This is a genomic window from Massilia sp. DD77 (genome assembly GCF_036961685.1).
Taxonomy (GTDB): domain Bacteria; phylum Pseudomonadota; class Gammaproteobacteria; order Burkholderiales; family Burkholderiaceae_D; genus Telluria.
The window spans coordinates 1-16,512 of sequence record NZ_JBAMDH010000062.1 but is presented as its reverse complement, the minus strand read 5'-3'; the positions used below and the strand labels follow the sequence as shown (position 1 = coordinate 16,512).

Here is a 16,512-nt window from a genome sequence, read left to right as displayed (position 1 = left end):
CCGCCGGCGGTCCGCAGCGCGGCCCGCCCCACCCGTCCAGCCCGCCCGGCCGCCCCGGCACACCAGCAGGAGCAGCCGGTGGACAGCGATGTCGCGCTGATCTCGGCCGTCATCGTGCACGCCAATGGCCATGCCGAGGCCGCGAACGAGGACGCGCGCGCCCGTGAATGAATGCCCCGGCGCGTGGTAAAAACCCCGCGCCGGATGCTTGACTGGGCGAAACTGCTGGGTGTTCACGCCCGCGGAGCGTTATACTGTACATAAGCACAGTAGGACGTTCCGTCATGATCAGGGTTCTGGAAAACGAGTTTTATTATCTGGACAATTTCCAGCGCGTCATCGATTGGATAGGCGAGCGCTATGCCGACCTGCTGGACGAGGACGAGCGCGCTTTCCTGGCCGCCTTCCCCGCCCTGCCCCGGAATGCCCGCGCCCTGTTCGTGCGCATGGTCATGCGCAAGGGGAACCTGTTCCGCGCCAGTAAGCTCAGCTATGCCGAGATCGGCTGCCCGGTCGAGGCCGCGGATCAGCTGCTGGGCACCGGCTGGATCGAGGCCGATCCCGCGCTGACCCTGGACGAACTGTTCGACCTGCTCTCCAAGCCCGAGATCGCCGAGGCCTTCGGCGGGCAGCTGCGCGCGAGAAGCGCGCGCAAGGCCGAGCAGCTGGAGGCCCTGCGCGAGCAATGCGCCGGCATGCGCCCCTTCTCGCAGTGGTATGGGGCCTGTGACGACCTGGCGCTGCGCATCCTGGTCAAGCCCCTGTGCGACCGCCTGCGCCTGATCTTCTTCGGCAACCTGCACCAGGACTGGACCGAGTTCGTGCTGTCCGACCTGGGCCTGTTCCGCTACGAGCAGGTCGAGTTCTCGGCGGATTCGCGCGGTTTTCGCCAGAGGCGCGACGTCGAGCACTACCTCCAGCTGCACGCCTGCAAGGAACGCTTCGCCGCCGGTGAAGACATCGACGCGGTGGTCGAGGACCTGCCCTGGCATGCCTTCGACAACGACTGGCTGGACAGCCGCCGCGAAAAACTGCTGTTCCAGGTCGGCCAGCACTACGAAAAACAGAAGGACTGGGACAAGGCCCACGGGGTCTATGTGCGCTGCCGCTTTCCCGGCGCGCGCGGGCGCGCGATCCGGGTGCTGGAAAAGCACGAGCGCTTCGACCAGGCCTACGCACTCCTGCAGGCGGCCCAGGCCGCGCCGGAGAGCGAGGCCGAACGCCAGCACCTGTCACGCATCGGGCCGCGCCTGGCGCGCCGCCTGGGCCATGCCAAGCTGGCGCCGCGCGCCAGGCAGGCGGTCGCGCGCATCGACCTGTGCCTGCCCCTGCCGAACGAAGACTGGTGGGTCGAGGGCGTGGTGCGCGACCATCTGGCGGCCGAAGCAGCCCCGGTCTACTACGTCGAGAATGCGCTCGCCAACTCCCTGTTCGGCCTGCTGTGCTGGCGCGCCGTGTTCGCGGCGATTCCCGGGGCTTTCTTCCATCCCTTCCACCGCGGCCCGGCCGACCTGTACAGCCTGGACTTCCACCAGCGCCGCGCCGCCGAATTCGCCGCCTGCCTGGCCGAGCTGGAAGATGGCCGCTACCGCGACACGATCCGCCGCCATTACGAGGAAAAATCCGGCATCAGTACGCCCTTCGTCTACTGGGATGCGCTCACGCCCGAGCTGCTCGAGCTGGCCCTGGCCTGCATCCCGCCCCTGCACCTGCGGCGCTGGTGCGAACGCATCCTGGCCGACGTCAAGACCAACCGCACGGGTTTCCCCGACCTGATCCAGTTCTGGCCGGCCGAAGGGCGCTACACGATGATCGAGGTGAAGGGACCGGGCGACCGCCTGCAGGACAACCAGCTGCGCTGGATCGAGTATTGCGCGGCCCACGACATGCCGGTGGCGGTCTGCTACCTGCAGTGGGAGCAGGCGGCTTGAAGGGCAGTACGAACTACACGGTAGCGGTGCGCGCCCTGTGCGAATTCACCGCCAAGCAGGGCGACCTCGACCTGCGCTTCACGCCCTCCCCCAGCGCCCAGGAAGGCATCGCCGGCCACGCGGTGGTCGCGTCCCGGCGCGGCGGCAACTACCGCGCCGAAGTCGCCCTGTCCGGCCAATGGCAGGACCTGACCGTGCGCGGCCGCGCCGACGGCTATGACCCGGACGAGAACCTGATCGAAGAGGTCAAGACCCACCGCGGCAAGGCGGACAACATTCCGGACAACCACCGCCACCTGCACTGGGCCCAGTTGCGCGTCTACGGCCACCTGATGTGCCTCGAACTTGGCATGGAGCGGGTCAACCTGGCCCTGGTCTACTACGACATCGGCAGCGGCCAGGAGACTGTGCTGCGCGAAACCCGCGACGCCGCCTGGCTGCGCGGCCACTTCGGGGATTTGTGCGAGCGCTTTTCCAGCTGGGCCGCCAGCGAAGCCGCGCACCGCGCCGCGCGCGACACGGCCCTCGGCGAGCTGCCCTTCCCGCATGCGGACTTCCGCCCCGGCCAGCGCCAGCTGGCCGAAAGCATCTACCGCGCCAACGCGAGCAAGCGCTGCCTGCTGGCCCAGGCGCCGACCGGCATCGGCAAGACCGTGGGCAGCCTGTTCCCGGTGCTCAAGGCCATGCCCCAGCAAGGCATCGACAAGGTCTTCTTCCTGGCCGCCAAGACACCGGGCCGCCAGCTGGCCCTGCATGCCGCCGCGACCCTGGGCGCGGGCCCGGGCGGCCCGCCCCTGCGGGTGCTGGAGCTGACCGCGCGCGACAAGCTGTGCGAGCATCCCGACAAGGCCTGCCACGGCGATTCCTGCCCCCTGGCCAAGGGCTTCTACGACCGCCTGCCGGCCGCGCGCCTCGATGCCGCCACCGTGCCCATGCTGGACCAGCAGGGCCTGCGCGAGGTCGCCGCGCGCCACGCGGTCTGCCCTTACTACCTGGGCAGCGAGATGGCGCGCTGGTCCGACCTGATGGTGGGCGACTACAACTATTATTTCGACGGCGGCGCCATGCTCTACGCCCTCAGCCTGAATAATGGATGGAAAGCCAGTGTGCTGGTGGACGAGGCGCACAACATGGTGGCGCGCGCTCGCTCGATGTACAGCGCCGAGATCGGCCGCGAGCTGCTGCGCAGCGCGCACGCCGGCGCCCCTCCCGTGCTGATGAAGGCGCTGGAAAAGGTCGGCCGCGCCTGGACCGAGGTCGATCGCGGCGCCGCCGCGCCCTACCAGGTGCTCGAAGGCGTGCCCGACAAGCTGGTCAACGCCCTGCAGAACGCGGCCGCCGCCGTCAACGACTACCTGGCCGAATTCCCCGGCCCGCTCGACCCCGACCTGCAGCGCTTTCACTTCGACGCCCTGGCCTTCGTGCGCCTGGCCGAATCCTTCGGCGAGCATTCGCTGTGCGACCTGGCGCGCGAGGGGGGGCGCGAGGGGATGCGCAACGGCCCGGGTGCGACCCTGCGCGATTCCACCATCTGCATCCGCAACGTGGTGCCCGCGCCCTTCCTCGGCCCGCGCTTCGCCCTGGCCCATTCGACCACCCTGTTCTCGGCCACGCTCAGCCCCTGGAATTATTTTTGCGACCTGCTCGGCATGCCGGAGGACACGGCCTGGGTCGACGTCGAATCGCCCTTCCGCGCGCACCAGCTCGAGGTGCATGTGGCGGCCAGGATCTCGACCCGCTACCAGCACCGCGCGGCCTCCGTGGGTCCGATCGCCGACCTGATCGCGCGCCAGTACGGGGAAAGGGCTGGCAACTACCTCGCCTTCTTCAGCAGCTTCGACTACCTCGACCAGGTGGCGGCCGAGCTGGCGCGCCGCTATCCGGAGGTGCCGGCCTGGCGCCAGGAGCGGCGCATGAGCGAGGCCGAGCGCCAGGCATTCCTCGACCGCTTCGCGCCCGGCGGCGAAGGCGTCGGCTTCGCCGTGCTGGGCGGCGCCTTCGGCGAAGGCGTGGACTTGCCGGGCGATCGCCTGATCGGCGCCTTCGTCGCCACCCTCGGTCTGCCGCAGGTGAACCCGGTCAACGAGCAGCTGCGCGAGCGCATGCAGAAGCTGTTCGGCGCCGGCTACGACTATACCTACCTGTATCCCGGCATCCAGAAGGTGGTGCAGGCCGCCGGCCGCGTGATCCGCACCGAGAGCGACCGCGGCGTGGTGTGGCTGATCGACGACCGCTTCGCCCAGCCGGGCATCCGCGCCCTGATGCCGGCCTGGTGGGAACTCGACGCGCCGATCTAGCCCAGGCGCTCCCGCACTTTCGGATGACTGCTGCGGCTGATCGGCAGCCGCACATCGTTCTTGAGCACCGCGCAGTAATTGTCCTTGCTGACCGGCTCGATGCGCGCGATGGCGCCCACGTTGACGATGTAGGAGCGGTGGATGCGCAGGAAGGCCTGCGGGTCGAGCTGGCTTTCCAGTTCGGACAGGCGCTGGTTCTTGAGCCAGGTCTTGCCGCCCGCCGCGATCTGGACATAGTCGTCCTGCGCCTCGATATAGTCGACCTGCGAGGCCGGCACCACATGCACCTTCGAACCATCGCGGATCAGGATGCGTTCGAGCGGCGCGTGGCGCTGCGCCGCCTCGGCCACCACCGCCTCGACCTGGGCCGCCTGGGGCGCGCGCGAACGCGCATGGTCCAGGGCCTGGGCCAGGCGCTCGCGCGAAAACGGCTTGAGCAGGTAGTCGATCGCATGCACCTCGAAGGCGCGCAGCGCGAACTGGTCGTAGGCGGTGGCGAAGATGTAGTGCGGCTTGCTGCCGGCCAGCTCCACCACTTCGAAGCCGTCCAGCTTGGGCATCTGGATGTCGAGGAAGACCAGGTCGGGATCGTGCTCGGCGATCGCCTTGACGGCCTCGAAGCCGTTCGCGCATTCGCCCACGATCTCGACGTCCGCATGGGCGGCCAGGAACTCGCGCAGCAGCATGCGCGCGAGGTGTTCATCGTCGACGATCAGTACCCGCATCCTTCATTCTCCCTTCATTGTTCCGCCTCGGCGGGCAGCACCAGGTCTACCCGGAATGCATGTTGTTCCCGCGTCCAGTGTACGCTTGCTTCGTGGCCGTAGGCCGCGGCCAGGCGCTGGCGCACGTTGACCAGGCCGATACCCCTCCCGGATTGCGCCGCGCCGCCTTCATCGCCGTCGGCATCGTTCTCGACGCGGATACGCAGCAGCGAGCCGGCGCGCTGCGCGTTCAAGCGGATCAGCCCGCCCTCGAGGCGCTGGGCGATGCCGTGCTTGACCGCGTTCTCCACCAGCGGCTGCAGGATCATGGGCGGCAGCAGGCAGCGCGCGGCTTCCGGCTCGACCGCGCACTCGAATCCCAGGCGCGGGCCGAAGCGCACCTGCTCGATCGCCAGGAACTGTTCGGCCAGGGCCACCTCGTCCGCCAGCGCCACCTTGCGGTGCGCCTCCAGGCCCAGCGTGTGGCGAAAGAAGCCGGCCAGCTTCAGGGTCATGTCGCGCGCCCGGCCGGCATCGATGGCGGTCAATGCGCTGATCGAGTTCAGGCTGTTGAACAGGAAGTGGGGATCGATCTGGGTGCGCAGCATGCGCAGCTCCGCATCCTGGGCCAGCAGCCTGAGTTCCAGCTCGCGCGTCTCGGCGCGGCGGGCGCGATCGAATTCCAGGGCCAGGTAGTGGGCCGCGCCGCTCATCCCGTACAACAGCACCCCGACCCCGAACATCACCGCCGCGAAGGGACGCGACACCCGCACCCCTTCCCACGCCGGCGCCAGCGACTGCCACAAGGCCGCCCAGGCCGCGCCGGCCGCGCACCACAGCACCGAGGCCGTGACCGCGCTGAAGAAGAACACGGCCAGCACCGCGCCCAGCGGCTTGCTGGCCAGCGGGTAGGCGCGGCACAGGTAATAGGCCGAGAAGCCGCAGGCGCTCGCATATACCAGGCTCAGGGGCACCGCGAACAGCAGGCTGGCGCCCGCCCCGGCCCCGGTGGTGGCGTTGATCAAGCCGGCAAGCAGCAGGCCCAGCATGAGCCAGGCCAGCAGGTAGAGCGCGGCGCTGCGCCGCGCCCAGAAGCTTGCTCCCATCAGTTGCGGACTTCCACGCCACCCATGATCGCATAGCCGCGGATCACCAGCCGCTTGGACCCGTCCGGCGGAGCCATGGTCTTGTCCTCGAAGCCGCCCATGATCGGGGTGCCTTGCAGGACCACGGTCCAGTCGGGCGGACACTTGATGGTGATGCCGCCCCAGAAGGTGAACACATTGATCACCGCCTCGTCCAGGGGCTGGATGGCGCAGCCGCGCATGTCGAGCGAGCAGCCGCCCATCACCGCCGTGATCTCGCCGCCGCGGAAGGCCTGACTGGTGACGCGGCGTTCGAAGCCGCCCATGATGGCGGTGCTGTCGATCACGTCGTCGGCGATGCCGTCCTTCGACGAGCCGGCCAGCAGGCGCCGGCCGCGCGCCGCCTTGACCAGCATCACGGCGCCCAGGCCGATCAGGGCCAGCGGCCACACGGCGCGCCAGCTGAACTCGATGATGTCCATGCGGTCGAGGGTGAGCAGCACGCCGATGCCGACCAGGATCCCGCCTACCAGGCGTCCGCCCGGCGTCGCCGTGTCGCACAGCTTGACGGTGCCGACCACGATGAAGACCATGGGCCAGAACGAGAAGGCACGGTGCATGTCGAGGATGTCGAGGTTATCGAGCAGGAACAGCAGTCCCATCCCGATCACCAGCAGGCCCAGGATCACCTGGCTGGTCATGTTGGTGCGCGGCGGCTGGTAATCATTTTTCATGGCGGTTCCCCGAATGGTTGTTGGCGAAGCGGCGGGCGATGAAGGGGTCGAGCACGAGCTTCACGCCCCAGGCCAGGATGAACAGCGGCCAGCTGTTGCGGAAGGTCAGCCCGAACAGGTTCTCGAAGACCGCGAACAGCCACAGGCCGATGAAGACCAGCCACAGGCCGCCGCCGAACTCCTTCGGGCTCGGGTAGCCGATGGTCTGGTTGATGCCGACCACGACCAGCAGCAGCGGCCAGTAGCGCCACAGCGATGTCACGTCCATGTAGCCGAGGCGGTCCAGCAGGACGGCGCCGCCGACCACGATGAGGAGCAGGCCCCACACGATCTGCTTGCGCCAGCGGTATGCGTCTTCCGAATTCATGTTGTCCTCCCTGTTTGTTATCGAACTGGAAGCACGATACCGGAAGCGGTATTGACGGTGGAAGCGCTTTTCGGTGAATGGCGGACGGGGGGCGGCGAATGGCGAAAAATTCGGCCGGCCGCGTGGGGGAGGATGTGAATGGAGAGGGAATGAGCGCGCTGTATGCGGCATGGGTAGGATTGGCGGCGCTGCCGCCGACGCGTTCAACCGGCAGGTGCGAGACGATGAAGCGGAATAGGACGCAAATGTCCGTTGAGCGCGCCGGCGGCGAAGCCGCCAACCCTACGAAAAAAAATCCGCCTCGTGGAGGCGGGTTTCCTTGGAACCGGAGCGAATCAGGCCGACGCCGCCTGCTCGCGCATAGCCTGGCCCTTGGGCTGGTTACGGTACTTGGCCCGTGCCTCGGCCTGGCGCACGGCTTCGCGCGCCACGTTCGAGCGCTTGATCTCGAGCCTTTCCTTCTTGCCGCGGTGCTGGGCTTCGTTCTTGTTGCCGATCTTGTGCGTCATGATGCCTCCTGAAGTTTGCTTGGCGCGGCGCCGGCCCTGAAGCTTGCGCCGCCGGTGTTAGGAGCGGTTGGTTCCCATCTTGAGGTCCGCGGGCATCAGCATGCCCCAGCCGAGCTGGCGCCGGATTTCCTCCGGCGTAGGCGGCGGTTTCGGATCGCGCGAGCGGCGCTCGAGGTATTCGCGAACCAGGTGCTTGGGTGGGTGCTTGACGTCGGACATGGCAACCTCCGCTTCCGTTGTGGGCCGCCGTACACGATGGTACGCCGGTCCGGATTCTGGTGCCGGTCCTCGAGGCGACCGGCTAACCTGCTGAGGTATCGGGACACGCCGAACCGAATCGCACGTCCCTCACTCACACGGCTTCATCATAGCGGGCCCCCGGATGCGCTACCGTTAGCTGGCGCACACTTGTGTGTCGGACGACACGCCGTGCACGTGACGGCGTATTCACCGTCGAGCTGCGCCGCGAAGAAAAAGGGGAGCCGAAGCTCCCCTTTCACCGCGTTGCCGCGCCAGGCGATCAGAACTTGTAGCGCAGGTTCAGGAAGTACTGGCGGCCGCTGACGTCCAGCTTCTGCTGCTCGTCCTCGCTGTAACGATACTGGGCGCGCTTGGCGTTGGTCAGGTTGGTCGCGCTGAAGGCCAGCTCCAGGTTCGGCGTGAGGTAGTAGTTGGCGTTGAAGGCCAGCGTGGTCACGTCTGCGGCGTAGGTCGGCGCGGTCGGCATCAGGATGCCGTTGATGGTCGACAGGCCCTGGCTGTTCGCGGTCGGCGACGGCGCGGTGGTGCTGTTGACGTATTCGCCGCGGTAGTTCGCCACCAGGCGGGTCGACAGCTTGTCGTCCTCGTAGTACAGGCCGATGTTGCCGGCCCATTCGGACGCGCCGACCATCGGACGGCCGTCATCCACCCTGGTCTTGGCGCGGCTGACGTTCGAGGTGAAGCCGAAGTTGGTCTTGCCGAACGGCTGCTCGTAGGAGATCTCGATGCCGTGGATCTTCGCGCCCTGCTGCGACGAGGTATTGATCGCGAAGGTCTTGACCGTGTTGTCGCGCGGGTCGGTCAGCTCGACCGTCGAGGAACCGGTGGCGCCGGTCTTCGGATAGCCCTGGATCTTCGAATGGAACACGCTCACCGACACGGCCGAACGCGGTGCGAAGTACCAGCCCCAGGACAGGTCGACGTTGTCGGCGGTCTGCGGCTCCATGTCCGGGTTCGGGCCCGTCACGCGGCAGCCGTTGGCGTCACAGGTCGGGGTGCCGAAGCCGCTGCCCAGCACGTTGTAGTTCTGGCGGCCGATGGTGCGGCTGGCGCCGAAGCGGGCGATCATGTCCTTCGTCAGCTCGTAGCGAAGGTTCAGGCTCGGCAGCCAGTTGTCGAAGTCGCGGTCGGTCGGGGTCTTGTAGTACATCGTGCCCGACAGCGGATTGAACGGCTGGCCGTCGAACACGCCGACGGCATCGCCCGCGGTCGTGATCGCGCCCGGGAAGGCGGCGCAGGTCGTGGCCGGCTGGCCCGGCGCGGTGCGCAGGCAGGCGCTGCGCGGGTTGATCGGGGTGACGATGTTGGCCTTGACATTGGTGCGCACGAAGCGCAGGCCGACGTTACCCGACCAGCGTTCGCCTTCCAGGTTGGCCATCAGGTAGGCCGCGGTCTGGCGCTCCTTCATGTCGATCTCCGAGCTCACGCGGCGCTCGAACTCCGGGCTGGTCTCTTTGGTGTTCTCCGCGGTGTACTGCTTGGTGAAGTCGCGGGTGTAGGTGAAGCCGGTATTGTCCCAGAAGCCGCCGCCCAGGCCGCCGCCGAAGTCGGCCGGATAGGGTGCGTAGCCGGTGGTCGGGGTGACGGCGTTGGCGGTCAGCGCGCCGGTGCCACTCGGATCGAGCAGCGGCTGGCGGAAGGCCGGGCCGCGGCGGCCGCTGGTGCGCTTGTGCTCGGCGATGCGCACGCCGCTCTCGAGCGACTGCACCCAGCTGCGGTTCAGCTTGTACTCGGCATCGAACTGGCCGCTCCATTCCTTGTCCTCGGTGCGGATGCCCGAGGCGGCGCGGTCCACGATGCGGTAGCCGCTGCCGTCGGCGTTCAGGCCCGGCACGTTGGCGCCGGCGTTGTGGTACTTGACATACGGCGCGTCGTGCAGGCCGCCCAGCGCATACGAGATGCCGGTGCCGTAGCGCGCCAGGGTCAGGCCCTGGTCGAGCTCGGTCTTGCCGATCCCGCGGCTGGCCGACCACAGGGTCTTGACCGTCAGGTCGTCGTTCACGCGGTATTTCGCATCCAGGTCCAGGAAGGAACTGGTGGCGTTGGCGCCGTCACGGAAGAAGCCTTCCGAGTTGCCCACGTACTGGGGCGTGGTGCCGTCCGGGAACACGATGTCGGCGGCCTTCAGCACCTTCAGCGGGTGGCCGTAGACGGTGGTCTCGTTGACGATCACCGGGTTGCGGATCTGCGCGTAGACGCGCTGCCCGTTCGAGTTGGTGTTGATCGCGGTGGCCGCGGTCGAGCCCAGCGGGTGGTTCTTGCCGAGCAGCATCGAGTAGATCGCGCTCGAGGTCAGGCGGCCGTGGTTGTCCGCGTCCAGCGAGGAGTGGAAGCCGGTGACATTGATGTCGAGGTCGTTGTTCGGCTTGAACTGCAGGGCGATCATGCCCCCCTTGCGGTCGCGCACCGATTCCACGAATTCCGAGCTCATCGAGCCCGGCATGCGCACGCCGTTCAGGTCCGCGGCCGTGTAGCCGGTGCCGGCCAGCGAGGCGTCGGTGATGCCCAGCATGGTCGAGGTGTTGATCACGTCCCAGCCGCTGCTGGTGCCGTAGGCGAAGCGCGACACCGAGTCGCGGCGCACGAAGCGCTTTTCGGCGAACAGCGAGGCGATCACGCCGAAGGTGTTGGCCTCGTTCTTCCAGGTGACCGAGGCGTTCAGGTCCGGCGCGTAGCGGTCCGCCAGATCGACATAGCTGCCGCCGACGCTGACCACGCCCGAGACGCGTTCCTTCTGGGACAGCGGCTTGCGGGTGGTGACGTTGATGGTGCCGGCCAGGCCGCCGTCGACGATGTTGGCCTGCGAGGTCTTGTACACGATGGCCTGGTTCAGCACGTGCGAGGGCATCAGGGACAGGCTGGTCGAGCGCGAGCTCGAGCCCTGGTCGGCGACGTACCAGTCGGCGCTCGAGACGGCGTGGCCATTGAAGATGATCAGGGACATGTCCGGGTTGGTGCCGCGCATCGACACCTTCTCGGCTTCGTCGTAGTCGGTGCGCACCGCGACGCCGGCCAGGCGCTGCAGCGAGTCGGCCAGGTTCTTGTCCGGCATCTTGCCCACGTCTTCGGCGGTGATCACCTCGACGTTGGCGGTGGCGTCGCGCTTGACGGCCAGCGACTTGGCCATCGAGGCGCGGATACCGGTCACTTCGACGGTTTGCATTTGCGTTCCGGCCGGGATTTCCTGCGCCAGGGCCGGCAGCGTCGCCAGGCTCCACACGGCCATCGACACCGCCGCGGCGAGCGGCTTCTGTTTGAACATCTTCATCTCCTGGAAAGGGTGCTATGGATCTTGCAAAGACAGTCAACGCACTGTCATGATTGGAGTATTGATGATCCGGCAAGGGGTGAATAATTACTTGTGTTATTCGCTATATAACTTGGAGGAATGTACATATTCGCCCGCGAGCCGCCCGGCCCTTGTGCAGACCGCTTGCATACCGCTACCATTCCGTCGGTTATGGGAGCATGCTAAGAATTCATTACCAATTGGCCCCGCCGCAGGGGTAGCTTGATGTTTTTTCACCACACCTACGGAAACACCGCCATGCGTTTCGCTTCCCTTTCCTGCCTGCTGCTGGCCGCCGCCCTCACCGGCTGTGCTTCTTCCCCGCCTCCGAAAGCGGAAGCCGCGCCGCCGCTGCCGCTGGCGGCGATCCTGGAAAAGCAGGTCTATCAGATGAGCCCGGCCGAAGCCGGGCGCTACATCGCCCACATCCACGAGGCGGAACCGGACCTGCGCAAGCGCATCGCCGCGATCGGCCGCAAGAACATCGGCCAGCCTTATTCGCTGCACCTGCTGGGTGAATTCCCCTATGAGATCCACGACGGCTTGCCGCTGTTCAGCCTGCAGCAGAGCGATTGCGTGGTGTTCGCCGAGCACACTTACGCGATGGCCTTGTCGCAGTCCTGGGAAGAATTCTTCTGGATGCTGCAGCGCATCCGCTACCGCGACGGCGTGATCGGCGTGGCGACCCGCAACCACTACACCGAGATGGACTGGAACGTGGCCAACCGCTGGCTGGTCACCGACGTCAGCGCCGAGCTGGCCGGCCCCGGCGGCCCGGCTTACGACATGACCGTCGACCGGGCGCGCTTCCTGCGCACCCGCCACAACACGGTGCGCGAGATCCCGGTCGAGACCAGCCGCCAGGCCTATGTGCCGAAGGACCAGGTGGCGGTCATCGCCGCCCAGCTGCGCGAAGGCGACTTCGTCAACGTGATCTCGACCCGCGACGGCGAATACTGGGCCTCGCACGTGGGCCTGGTGGTACTGGGGCCAAGCGGCGAACGCCACTTCCTGCATTCGTCCGAGCCGAAAGTGCGCGAGGAAACCTTCGACGCCTATATCGCGCGCGCCGCCGAGCGCGAGGCCCGCAATGCCCGGGAAGGCAAGCGCGGCCAGGTGCTGGCCGGCTTCAAGTTCCTGCGCCTGAACGAGCAGATCGCGGTGCCGCCGATGGCGCCGCAGCCGCGTCCGGGCCGCGCTAACGGCGCCTGAGCGTCGCTTGTGCCGCCGGCGCCCGCCGGCGGCATCCGCCTCCCGCCAGGCGGAATCCTCCCCTCCATTTCCCCTCGAATCGTCCGCGCCGCCGCACCGGCCCGGCCGCCTTTGCCGTTTTCCGTTTTCGCCATGTCCTTGGCGGCGATCTTCTCATTCAACTCAACAATAATTAGATAATCGGAAATTAATCCGAGTTCATTTCTTGTTATTAATTTCTTATTCTCAATCCGTCGTAATTCGAACATGTCCCCCAAGCCCGTTGAGTGAGCTCAAACCCACCACTCAATTTGACCGAGATAATAAACTTACAACAGCAGGACCAATCTGATCGAGGCATTATTTTTATCAGGAAAACCCTTGAGTTAAAACGCCAATTGCGCCGGTAACCATTTTTTTGCGCAATGCTCACTACCTGAGAAGCCGGAATCCATGTCTATTCAAAGCCGAAATGTTTACAGCGTGCTGTGCGCACGCCTGGTGCAGATGAACCGCACGGCCAAGGTAGCGCTGATGGTGGCGGCTGACCTGGTAATGCTTCCTTTGTGTTTTCTTATCGCCATGATATTGCGCGGGGGCGATTTAGATCTGGCCAAAGAATTCAGTCCGGGTTCTTATTTATTCATCGCGGCGCTCACCATCCTGGCGTTCTCCATGTCCGACTTATACCGGGCGGTGATCCGCTTTATCGACCACCGTCTATTAAGCATGTCCGGATTATCGCTGGCGATCGCCATTTTCTGCGCCTGGCTGGCCTTATTCGCCCTGAGCGACGTCGGTTTCCCGCGCAGCGCCCTCGCCATTTACTGGTTCATCGCCTTTTCCTATGTCGTCATGTCTCGCATCGGCCTGCGCAATCTGCTGCGTGCCCACCGCGGCCGCGCCGGCCGCGCCGGCCATGCCGTCCCGGTCGCCATCTACGGCGCCGGCGAGGCCGGCGCCCGCCTGGCCCAGGCCCTGCGCGACAGCGACGACTACCGCGCCCTGTGCTTCTTCGACGACAAGCGCACCCTGCACGAGCGCACCGTCGCCGGCCTGCGCGTGTTCCCCAGCGCCCGCCTGGCCGAGATGGCGTCCGACCTCGGCATCCGCACGACCGTCATCGCCCTGCCGACGGCGGCGCCGGAGCGGCTGCGCGACATCATGCAGCGCCTGGGCCAGGCGGGCGTGCCGGCCAAGATCCTCGGCCGCCTGGTCGACCTCGAGGGCGACAAGGCCGCGCCGGCCAGCGCCATCCGCGAACTCAGGTTCGAAGACCTGCTGGGCCGTCCGCCGGTGCCGCCGCGGCTGGACCTGTTCGCCCGCTGCGTGCGCGGCCAGAGCGTGCTGGTCACCGGCGCCGGCGGCTCCATCGGCAGCGAACTGTGCCGCCAGATCGTCACCCTCACCCCGTCCCAGCTGCACCTGCTCGACCACTCCGAGTTCGCCCTCTATACCATCCGCCAGGAGCTGGCCACCCGCTTTCCCGACCTGCCCATCCGCGCCCACCTGGGATCGGTTTGCAACGCCGACCTGGTCGACCGCATCCTGCGCGAGGGCACGGTCGACACCATCTACCACGCGGCCGCCTACAAGCACGTGCCCCTGGTGGAAGCCAACATCGTCGAGGGCCTGCGCAACAACGTGCTGGGCGCCCAGGCGATCGCGGCGGCCGCGGCGCGCCACAGCGTGCGCACCTGCGTGCTGATCTCGAGCGACAAGGCGGTGCGCCCGACCAACATCATGGGGGCCAGCAAGCGCATCGCCGAGCTGATCTTCCAGGCGGCGGCCGCGCGCGGCGGCGCCGCCGGCAACGCCGCCACCACCTTCTGCATGGTCCGCTTCGGCAACGTGCTCGGCTCGTCCGGCTCGGTCATCCCCCTGTTCCAGCGCCAGATCGCACGGGGCGGCCCGGTCACCATCACCCACCCCGAGGTGTCGCGCTACTTCATGCTGATCGCCGAAGCCGCCCAGCTGGTGATCCAGGCCGGCGCCATGGCCAAGGGCGGCGACGTGTTCGTGCTCGACATGGGCGAGCCGGTGCGCATCGTCGACCTGGCCCGCACCATGATCGCCATGCACGGGCTCACCGAACGCACGCCGCACAATCCGCGCGGCGACATCGATGTCGAGTTCGTCGGCCTGTTCCCTGGCGAAAAACTGCACGAGGAGCTGCTGACCGATGGCGTCGTGTTTCCCAGCGAGCACCCGCGCATCATGCGCATGAAGGAAAGCGCCCTGCGCCCGAGCGTGCTGGAAACCTGCATCACCTGCCTGATGATGGCCTGCGATACCCACGAGCGCGGTCCCATCGAATCGATGGTCAAGGCCATCGTGGCCGAGTACGCGCCGCAAGCGCCGCAAGCGGCCCCGGCGGCCGAAGAACAGGCCGCCGCAAGCACCGGCCTGAGCAGGAAGTTCGTGCCATTCCGCATTTAAGTGCGTTCCCCATCACTCTGACGTCACCGGCGAGGATACCCATGCGAGACGAGAACCAATCAGACCACCTGAAGCAGCTGCTGGCGCGGCTGCAAGACCGCAGCGCAGTGATCGGCATTATCGGCCTGGGCTAGACCTGGCGCGCATCGCCGCTCAAAGGACTGATGCCGCCGGTTTCGCCGAGCGCCTCGTTCAGGGTCAGGCGGCCGTTGTGCATGGTGAGCGCTTTCGGGCTGATCACCTCGCCCGAGACGAAGACCTTGCTTTCATCGCGCGAATGGACGCGCACCACGTCGCCGTGGGCCAGCAGGATGGCGCCCGGGCTCACGCCCTTCTGGACCAGCTCCCTCAGGTTGACCGTATAGCGCCGCTCGCCGCGCTCGAGGACGATACGGCTCTGGTCCGCCATGGGCGTCATGCCGCCGGCGCGGTTGAGCGCTTCGACCAGCGTCATGGGGATATCGTCGACCGGCTGCAAACCTGGCGTACGGACCTCGCCGTCGACGTAGACGCGCTTGCTGCGGTAGGCCTGGACCCGGAGCGTGAGGTTGGGGTGGGCGATGTAGCGCGCCAGCTTGCGGGTCAGCAGCTCGCGGGCGCGCTCCTCGGTCTGGCCCTCGACCGTCAGCAGGCCGACCAGAGGGAACTGGATGCGTCCCATGTGGTCGACCGCAAAGCCGGGCGCCGCCGAGTTGGGGGCCGCGGCGCCGCTGTCGGCCAGGGCGGTGGCCGAGTTCATGCCGCCGGCGGCGAGCTCGGGGTGGTCCCAGACGACGATGGCCAGGATGTCGCCGCGGCCGATGGTATACGGCGGCGGATGGGCCACGAACAGGGGCGTCAGGTCCTGGCGCGCCGCCCCGGTGGTCGTCTGGAGCTCGGTCGCGATCAGCTGCTCCGTGATGAGCTCGGCGGGCGGGGCCGCTGCGCCGCCCGCCGGACCGGCGTGCGAATCGAAGCCGAGACCGGTGGCGCAGCCGGACAGCGCCAGCGCGGGAAGCAGCAGCGGCAGCGGCAGTGATCGAAGCAGTGATCGAAGCAGTGACCGCAGTTGTGTAAGCAAGGGCGGCGCCAGCCGCCGACCCGAAGACACGGAATTGCGCCGCACGCGTACTGCGAATCGGCAACCCGATATTGCACCTGAACAAAACGAAGCCATGATTGTTGCCTATCAAAAATAGACGCGTTACTTGAGCCGTTCAGCTCAGCGTAAGGGGTCTATCGGGCCTGGTTTTGCAGCGCGTCAAAGGACGGGACTAAACGACCTACGGCGGGCGAAAGGCGCTTAGCGCATCTCTTCCATCAGCTTCAAGCCGTCGGCAAAAGCCCACACGCGGCGGATCTCGATGACATCGAAACGCGCCGCGACGTTGGGCGGGAATGCCGAGTAACGCGCGTTCAGGCGCACGAAGCGGCGCACCGCGTCGTCCATGTCGGGGCGGCCGCTGGAACGCAGGATGATCACGTCGTCGATGCTGCCGTCGCTGCGCAGGGACAAGCTGACCAGTGGATCGATGCGCACCTCGCGCAAGGACAAGCGCGCGCCGCCGAGCACCGCATTGCGTTCGAGCTTCTGGCGCACGCTGTCGACGTACAGGCGCAGCGGGACGTCGCGCTCGCGGCCGTCGGCCACCACGCGCCGTCCGTCCGGCGTCATGACGGCCGGACGCGGCGGCGCCACGCTGGGAATGGACACGCCGCGCAGCAG

General features: G+C 67.0%; 13 protein-coding genes. 4 read left to right on the top strand and 9 right to left on the bottom strand.

Going from position 1 to position 16,512, the window contains the following annotated elements; genetic code table 11:
- Nucleotides 1–284: 284 nt before the first annotated feature.
- Complete coding sequence (locus V7778_RS24005; protein WP_335559974.1) at nt 285–1,931, top strand: VRR-NUC domain-containing protein; 1,647 nt, start codon at nt 285–287, stop codon at nt 1,929–1,931.
- A complete protein-coding gene (locus tag V7778_RS24000) occupies nt 1,928–4,228 on the top strand; it encodes an ATP-dependent DNA helicase (RefSeq protein WP_335559973.1) in 2,301 nt (766 codons plus the stop codon). The genes V7778_RS24005 and V7778_RS24000 overlap by 4 nt, the downstream gene beginning before the upstream one ends.
- Here V7778_RS24000 and V7778_RS23995 read toward each other — a convergent pair.
- From V7778_RS23995 to V7778_RS23965, 7 genes are all read right to left on the bottom strand, one after another.
- Nucleotides 4,225–4,953 (bottom strand): LytR/AlgR family response regulator transcription factor, encoded by a 729-nt coding sequence (locus V7778_RS23995; protein ID WP_335559971.1) that lies wholly within the window; start codon nt 4,951–4,953, stop codon nt 4,225–4,227. The two genes, V7778_RS24000 and V7778_RS23995, sit on opposite strands and share 4 nt — an antisense overlap.
- 14 nt (nt 4,954–4,967) lie before the next feature.
- Nucleotides 4,968–6,038 (bottom strand): sensor histidine kinase, encoded by a 1,071-nt coding sequence (locus V7778_RS23990; protein ID WP_335559968.1) that lies wholly within the window; start codon nt 6,036–6,038, stop codon nt 4,968–4,970.
- Nucleotides 6,038–6,751, bottom strand: coding sequence for a LiaI-LiaF-like domain-containing protein (locus tag V7778_RS23985; RefSeq protein ID WP_335559967.1), 714 nt, complete (start codon nt 6,749–6,751; stop codon nt 6,038–6,040). The genes V7778_RS23990 and V7778_RS23985 overlap by 1 nt, the downstream gene beginning before the upstream one ends.
- Nucleotides 6,741–7,118, bottom strand: coding sequence for a LiaI-LiaF-like domain-containing protein (locus V7778_RS23980; protein ID WP_335559965.1), 378 nt, complete (start codon nt 7,116–7,118; stop codon nt 6,741–6,743). The genes V7778_RS23985 and V7778_RS23980 overlap by 11 nt, the downstream gene beginning before the upstream one ends.
- Before the next feature lie 335 nt (nt 7,119–7,453).
- On the bottom strand, nt 7,454–7,627 hold the full coding sequence (locus V7778_RS23975; protein WP_211519081.1) for a hypothetical protein: 174 nt from the start codon (nt 7,625–7,627) through the stop codon (nt 7,454–7,456).
- A 57-nt stretch (nt 7,628–7,684) separates the two neighbouring features.
- Nucleotides 7,685–7,846 (bottom strand): hypothetical protein, encoded by a 162-nt coding sequence (locus tag V7778_RS23970; RefSeq protein WP_169444569.1) that lies wholly within the window; start codon nt 7,844–7,846, stop codon nt 7,685–7,687.
- Nucleotides 7,847–8,147: 301 nt separating this feature from the next.
- Complete coding sequence (locus V7778_RS23965) at nt 8,148–11,150, bottom strand: TonB-dependent receptor (RefSeq protein WP_335559961.1); 3,003 nt, start codon at nt 11,148–11,150, stop codon at nt 8,148–8,150.
- A 285-nt stretch (nt 11,151–11,435) separates the two neighbouring features.
- Here V7778_RS23965 and V7778_RS23960 point away from each other — a divergent pair, with 285 nt between their 5' ends.
- Together V7778_RS23960 and V7778_RS23955 are read left to right on the top strand one after the other, a co-directional pair.
- Complete coding sequence (locus V7778_RS23960) at nt 11,436–12,389, top strand: N-acetylmuramoyl-L-alanine amidase-like domain-containing protein (protein ID WP_335559959.1); 954 nt, start codon at nt 11,436–11,438, stop codon at nt 12,387–12,389.
- Nucleotides 12,390–12,875: 486 nt separating this feature from the next.
- Entirely contained in the window at nt 12,876–14,807 is a 1,932-nt protein-coding gene (locus V7778_RS23955; RefSeq protein ID WP_442920754.1) for a polysaccharide biosynthesis protein, read from the top strand.
- A 130-nt stretch (nt 14,808–14,937) separates the two neighbouring features.
- Here V7778_RS23955 and V7778_RS23950 read toward each other — a convergent pair whose 3' ends face one another.
- Both V7778_RS23950 and V7778_RS23945 read right to left on the bottom strand, forming a co-directional pair.
- On the bottom strand, nt 14,938–15,867 hold the full coding sequence (locus V7778_RS23950; RefSeq protein WP_335559955.1) for a polysaccharide biosynthesis/export family protein: 930 nt from the start codon (nt 15,865–15,867) through the stop codon (nt 14,938–14,940).
- Nucleotides 15,868–16,089: 222 nt separating this feature from the next.
- Nucleotides 16,090–16,512 (bottom strand): TonB family protein (locus V7778_RS23945; RefSeq protein WP_335559953.1); only part of this gene is annotated, 423 nt, incomplete at its 5' end.

What these genes read in the sequence shown, in the direction of transcription:
- V7778_RS23955 (WP_442920754.1), top strand. Translation starts at nt 12,876, where the DNA reads ATGAACCGCACGGCCAAGGTAGCGCTGATGGTGGCGGCTGACCTGGTA.
- V7778_RS23995 (WP_335559971.1), bottom strand. Translation starts at nt 4,953, where the DNA reads ATGCGGGTACTGATCGTCGACGATGAACACCTCGCGCGCATGCTGCTG.
- V7778_RS23965 (WP_335559961.1), bottom strand. Translation starts at nt 11,150, where the DNA reads ATGTTCAAACAGAAGCCGCTCGCCGCGGCGGTGTCGATGGCCGTGTGG.
- V7778_RS23985 (WP_335559967.1), bottom strand. Translation starts at nt 6,751, where the DNA reads ATGAAAAATGATTACCAGCCGCCGCGCACCAACATGACCAGCCAGGTG.
- V7778_RS24005 (WP_335559974.1), top strand. Translation starts at nt 285, where the DNA reads ATGATCAGGGTTCTGGAAAACGAGTTTTATTATCTGGACAATTTCCAG.
- V7778_RS23975 (WP_211519081.1), bottom strand. Translation starts at nt 7,627, where the DNA reads ATGACGCACAAGATCGGCAACAAGAACGAAGCCCAGCACCGCGGCAAG.
- V7778_RS23990 (WP_335559968.1), bottom strand. Translation starts at nt 6,038, where the DNA reads ATGGGAGCAAGCTTCTGGGCGCGGCGCAGCGCCGCGCTCTACCTGCTG.
- V7778_RS23980 (WP_335559965.1), bottom strand. Translation starts at nt 7,118, where the DNA reads ATGAATTCGGAAGACGCATACCGCTGGCGCAAGCAGATCGTGTGGGGC.
- V7778_RS23970 (WP_169444569.1), bottom strand. Translation starts at nt 7,846, where the DNA reads ATGTCCGACGTCAAGCACCCACCCAAGCACCTGGTTCGCGAATACCTC.
- V7778_RS23960 (WP_335559959.1), top strand. Translation starts at nt 11,436, where the DNA reads ATGCGTTTCGCTTCCCTTTCCTGCCTGCTGCTGGCCGCCGCCCTCACC.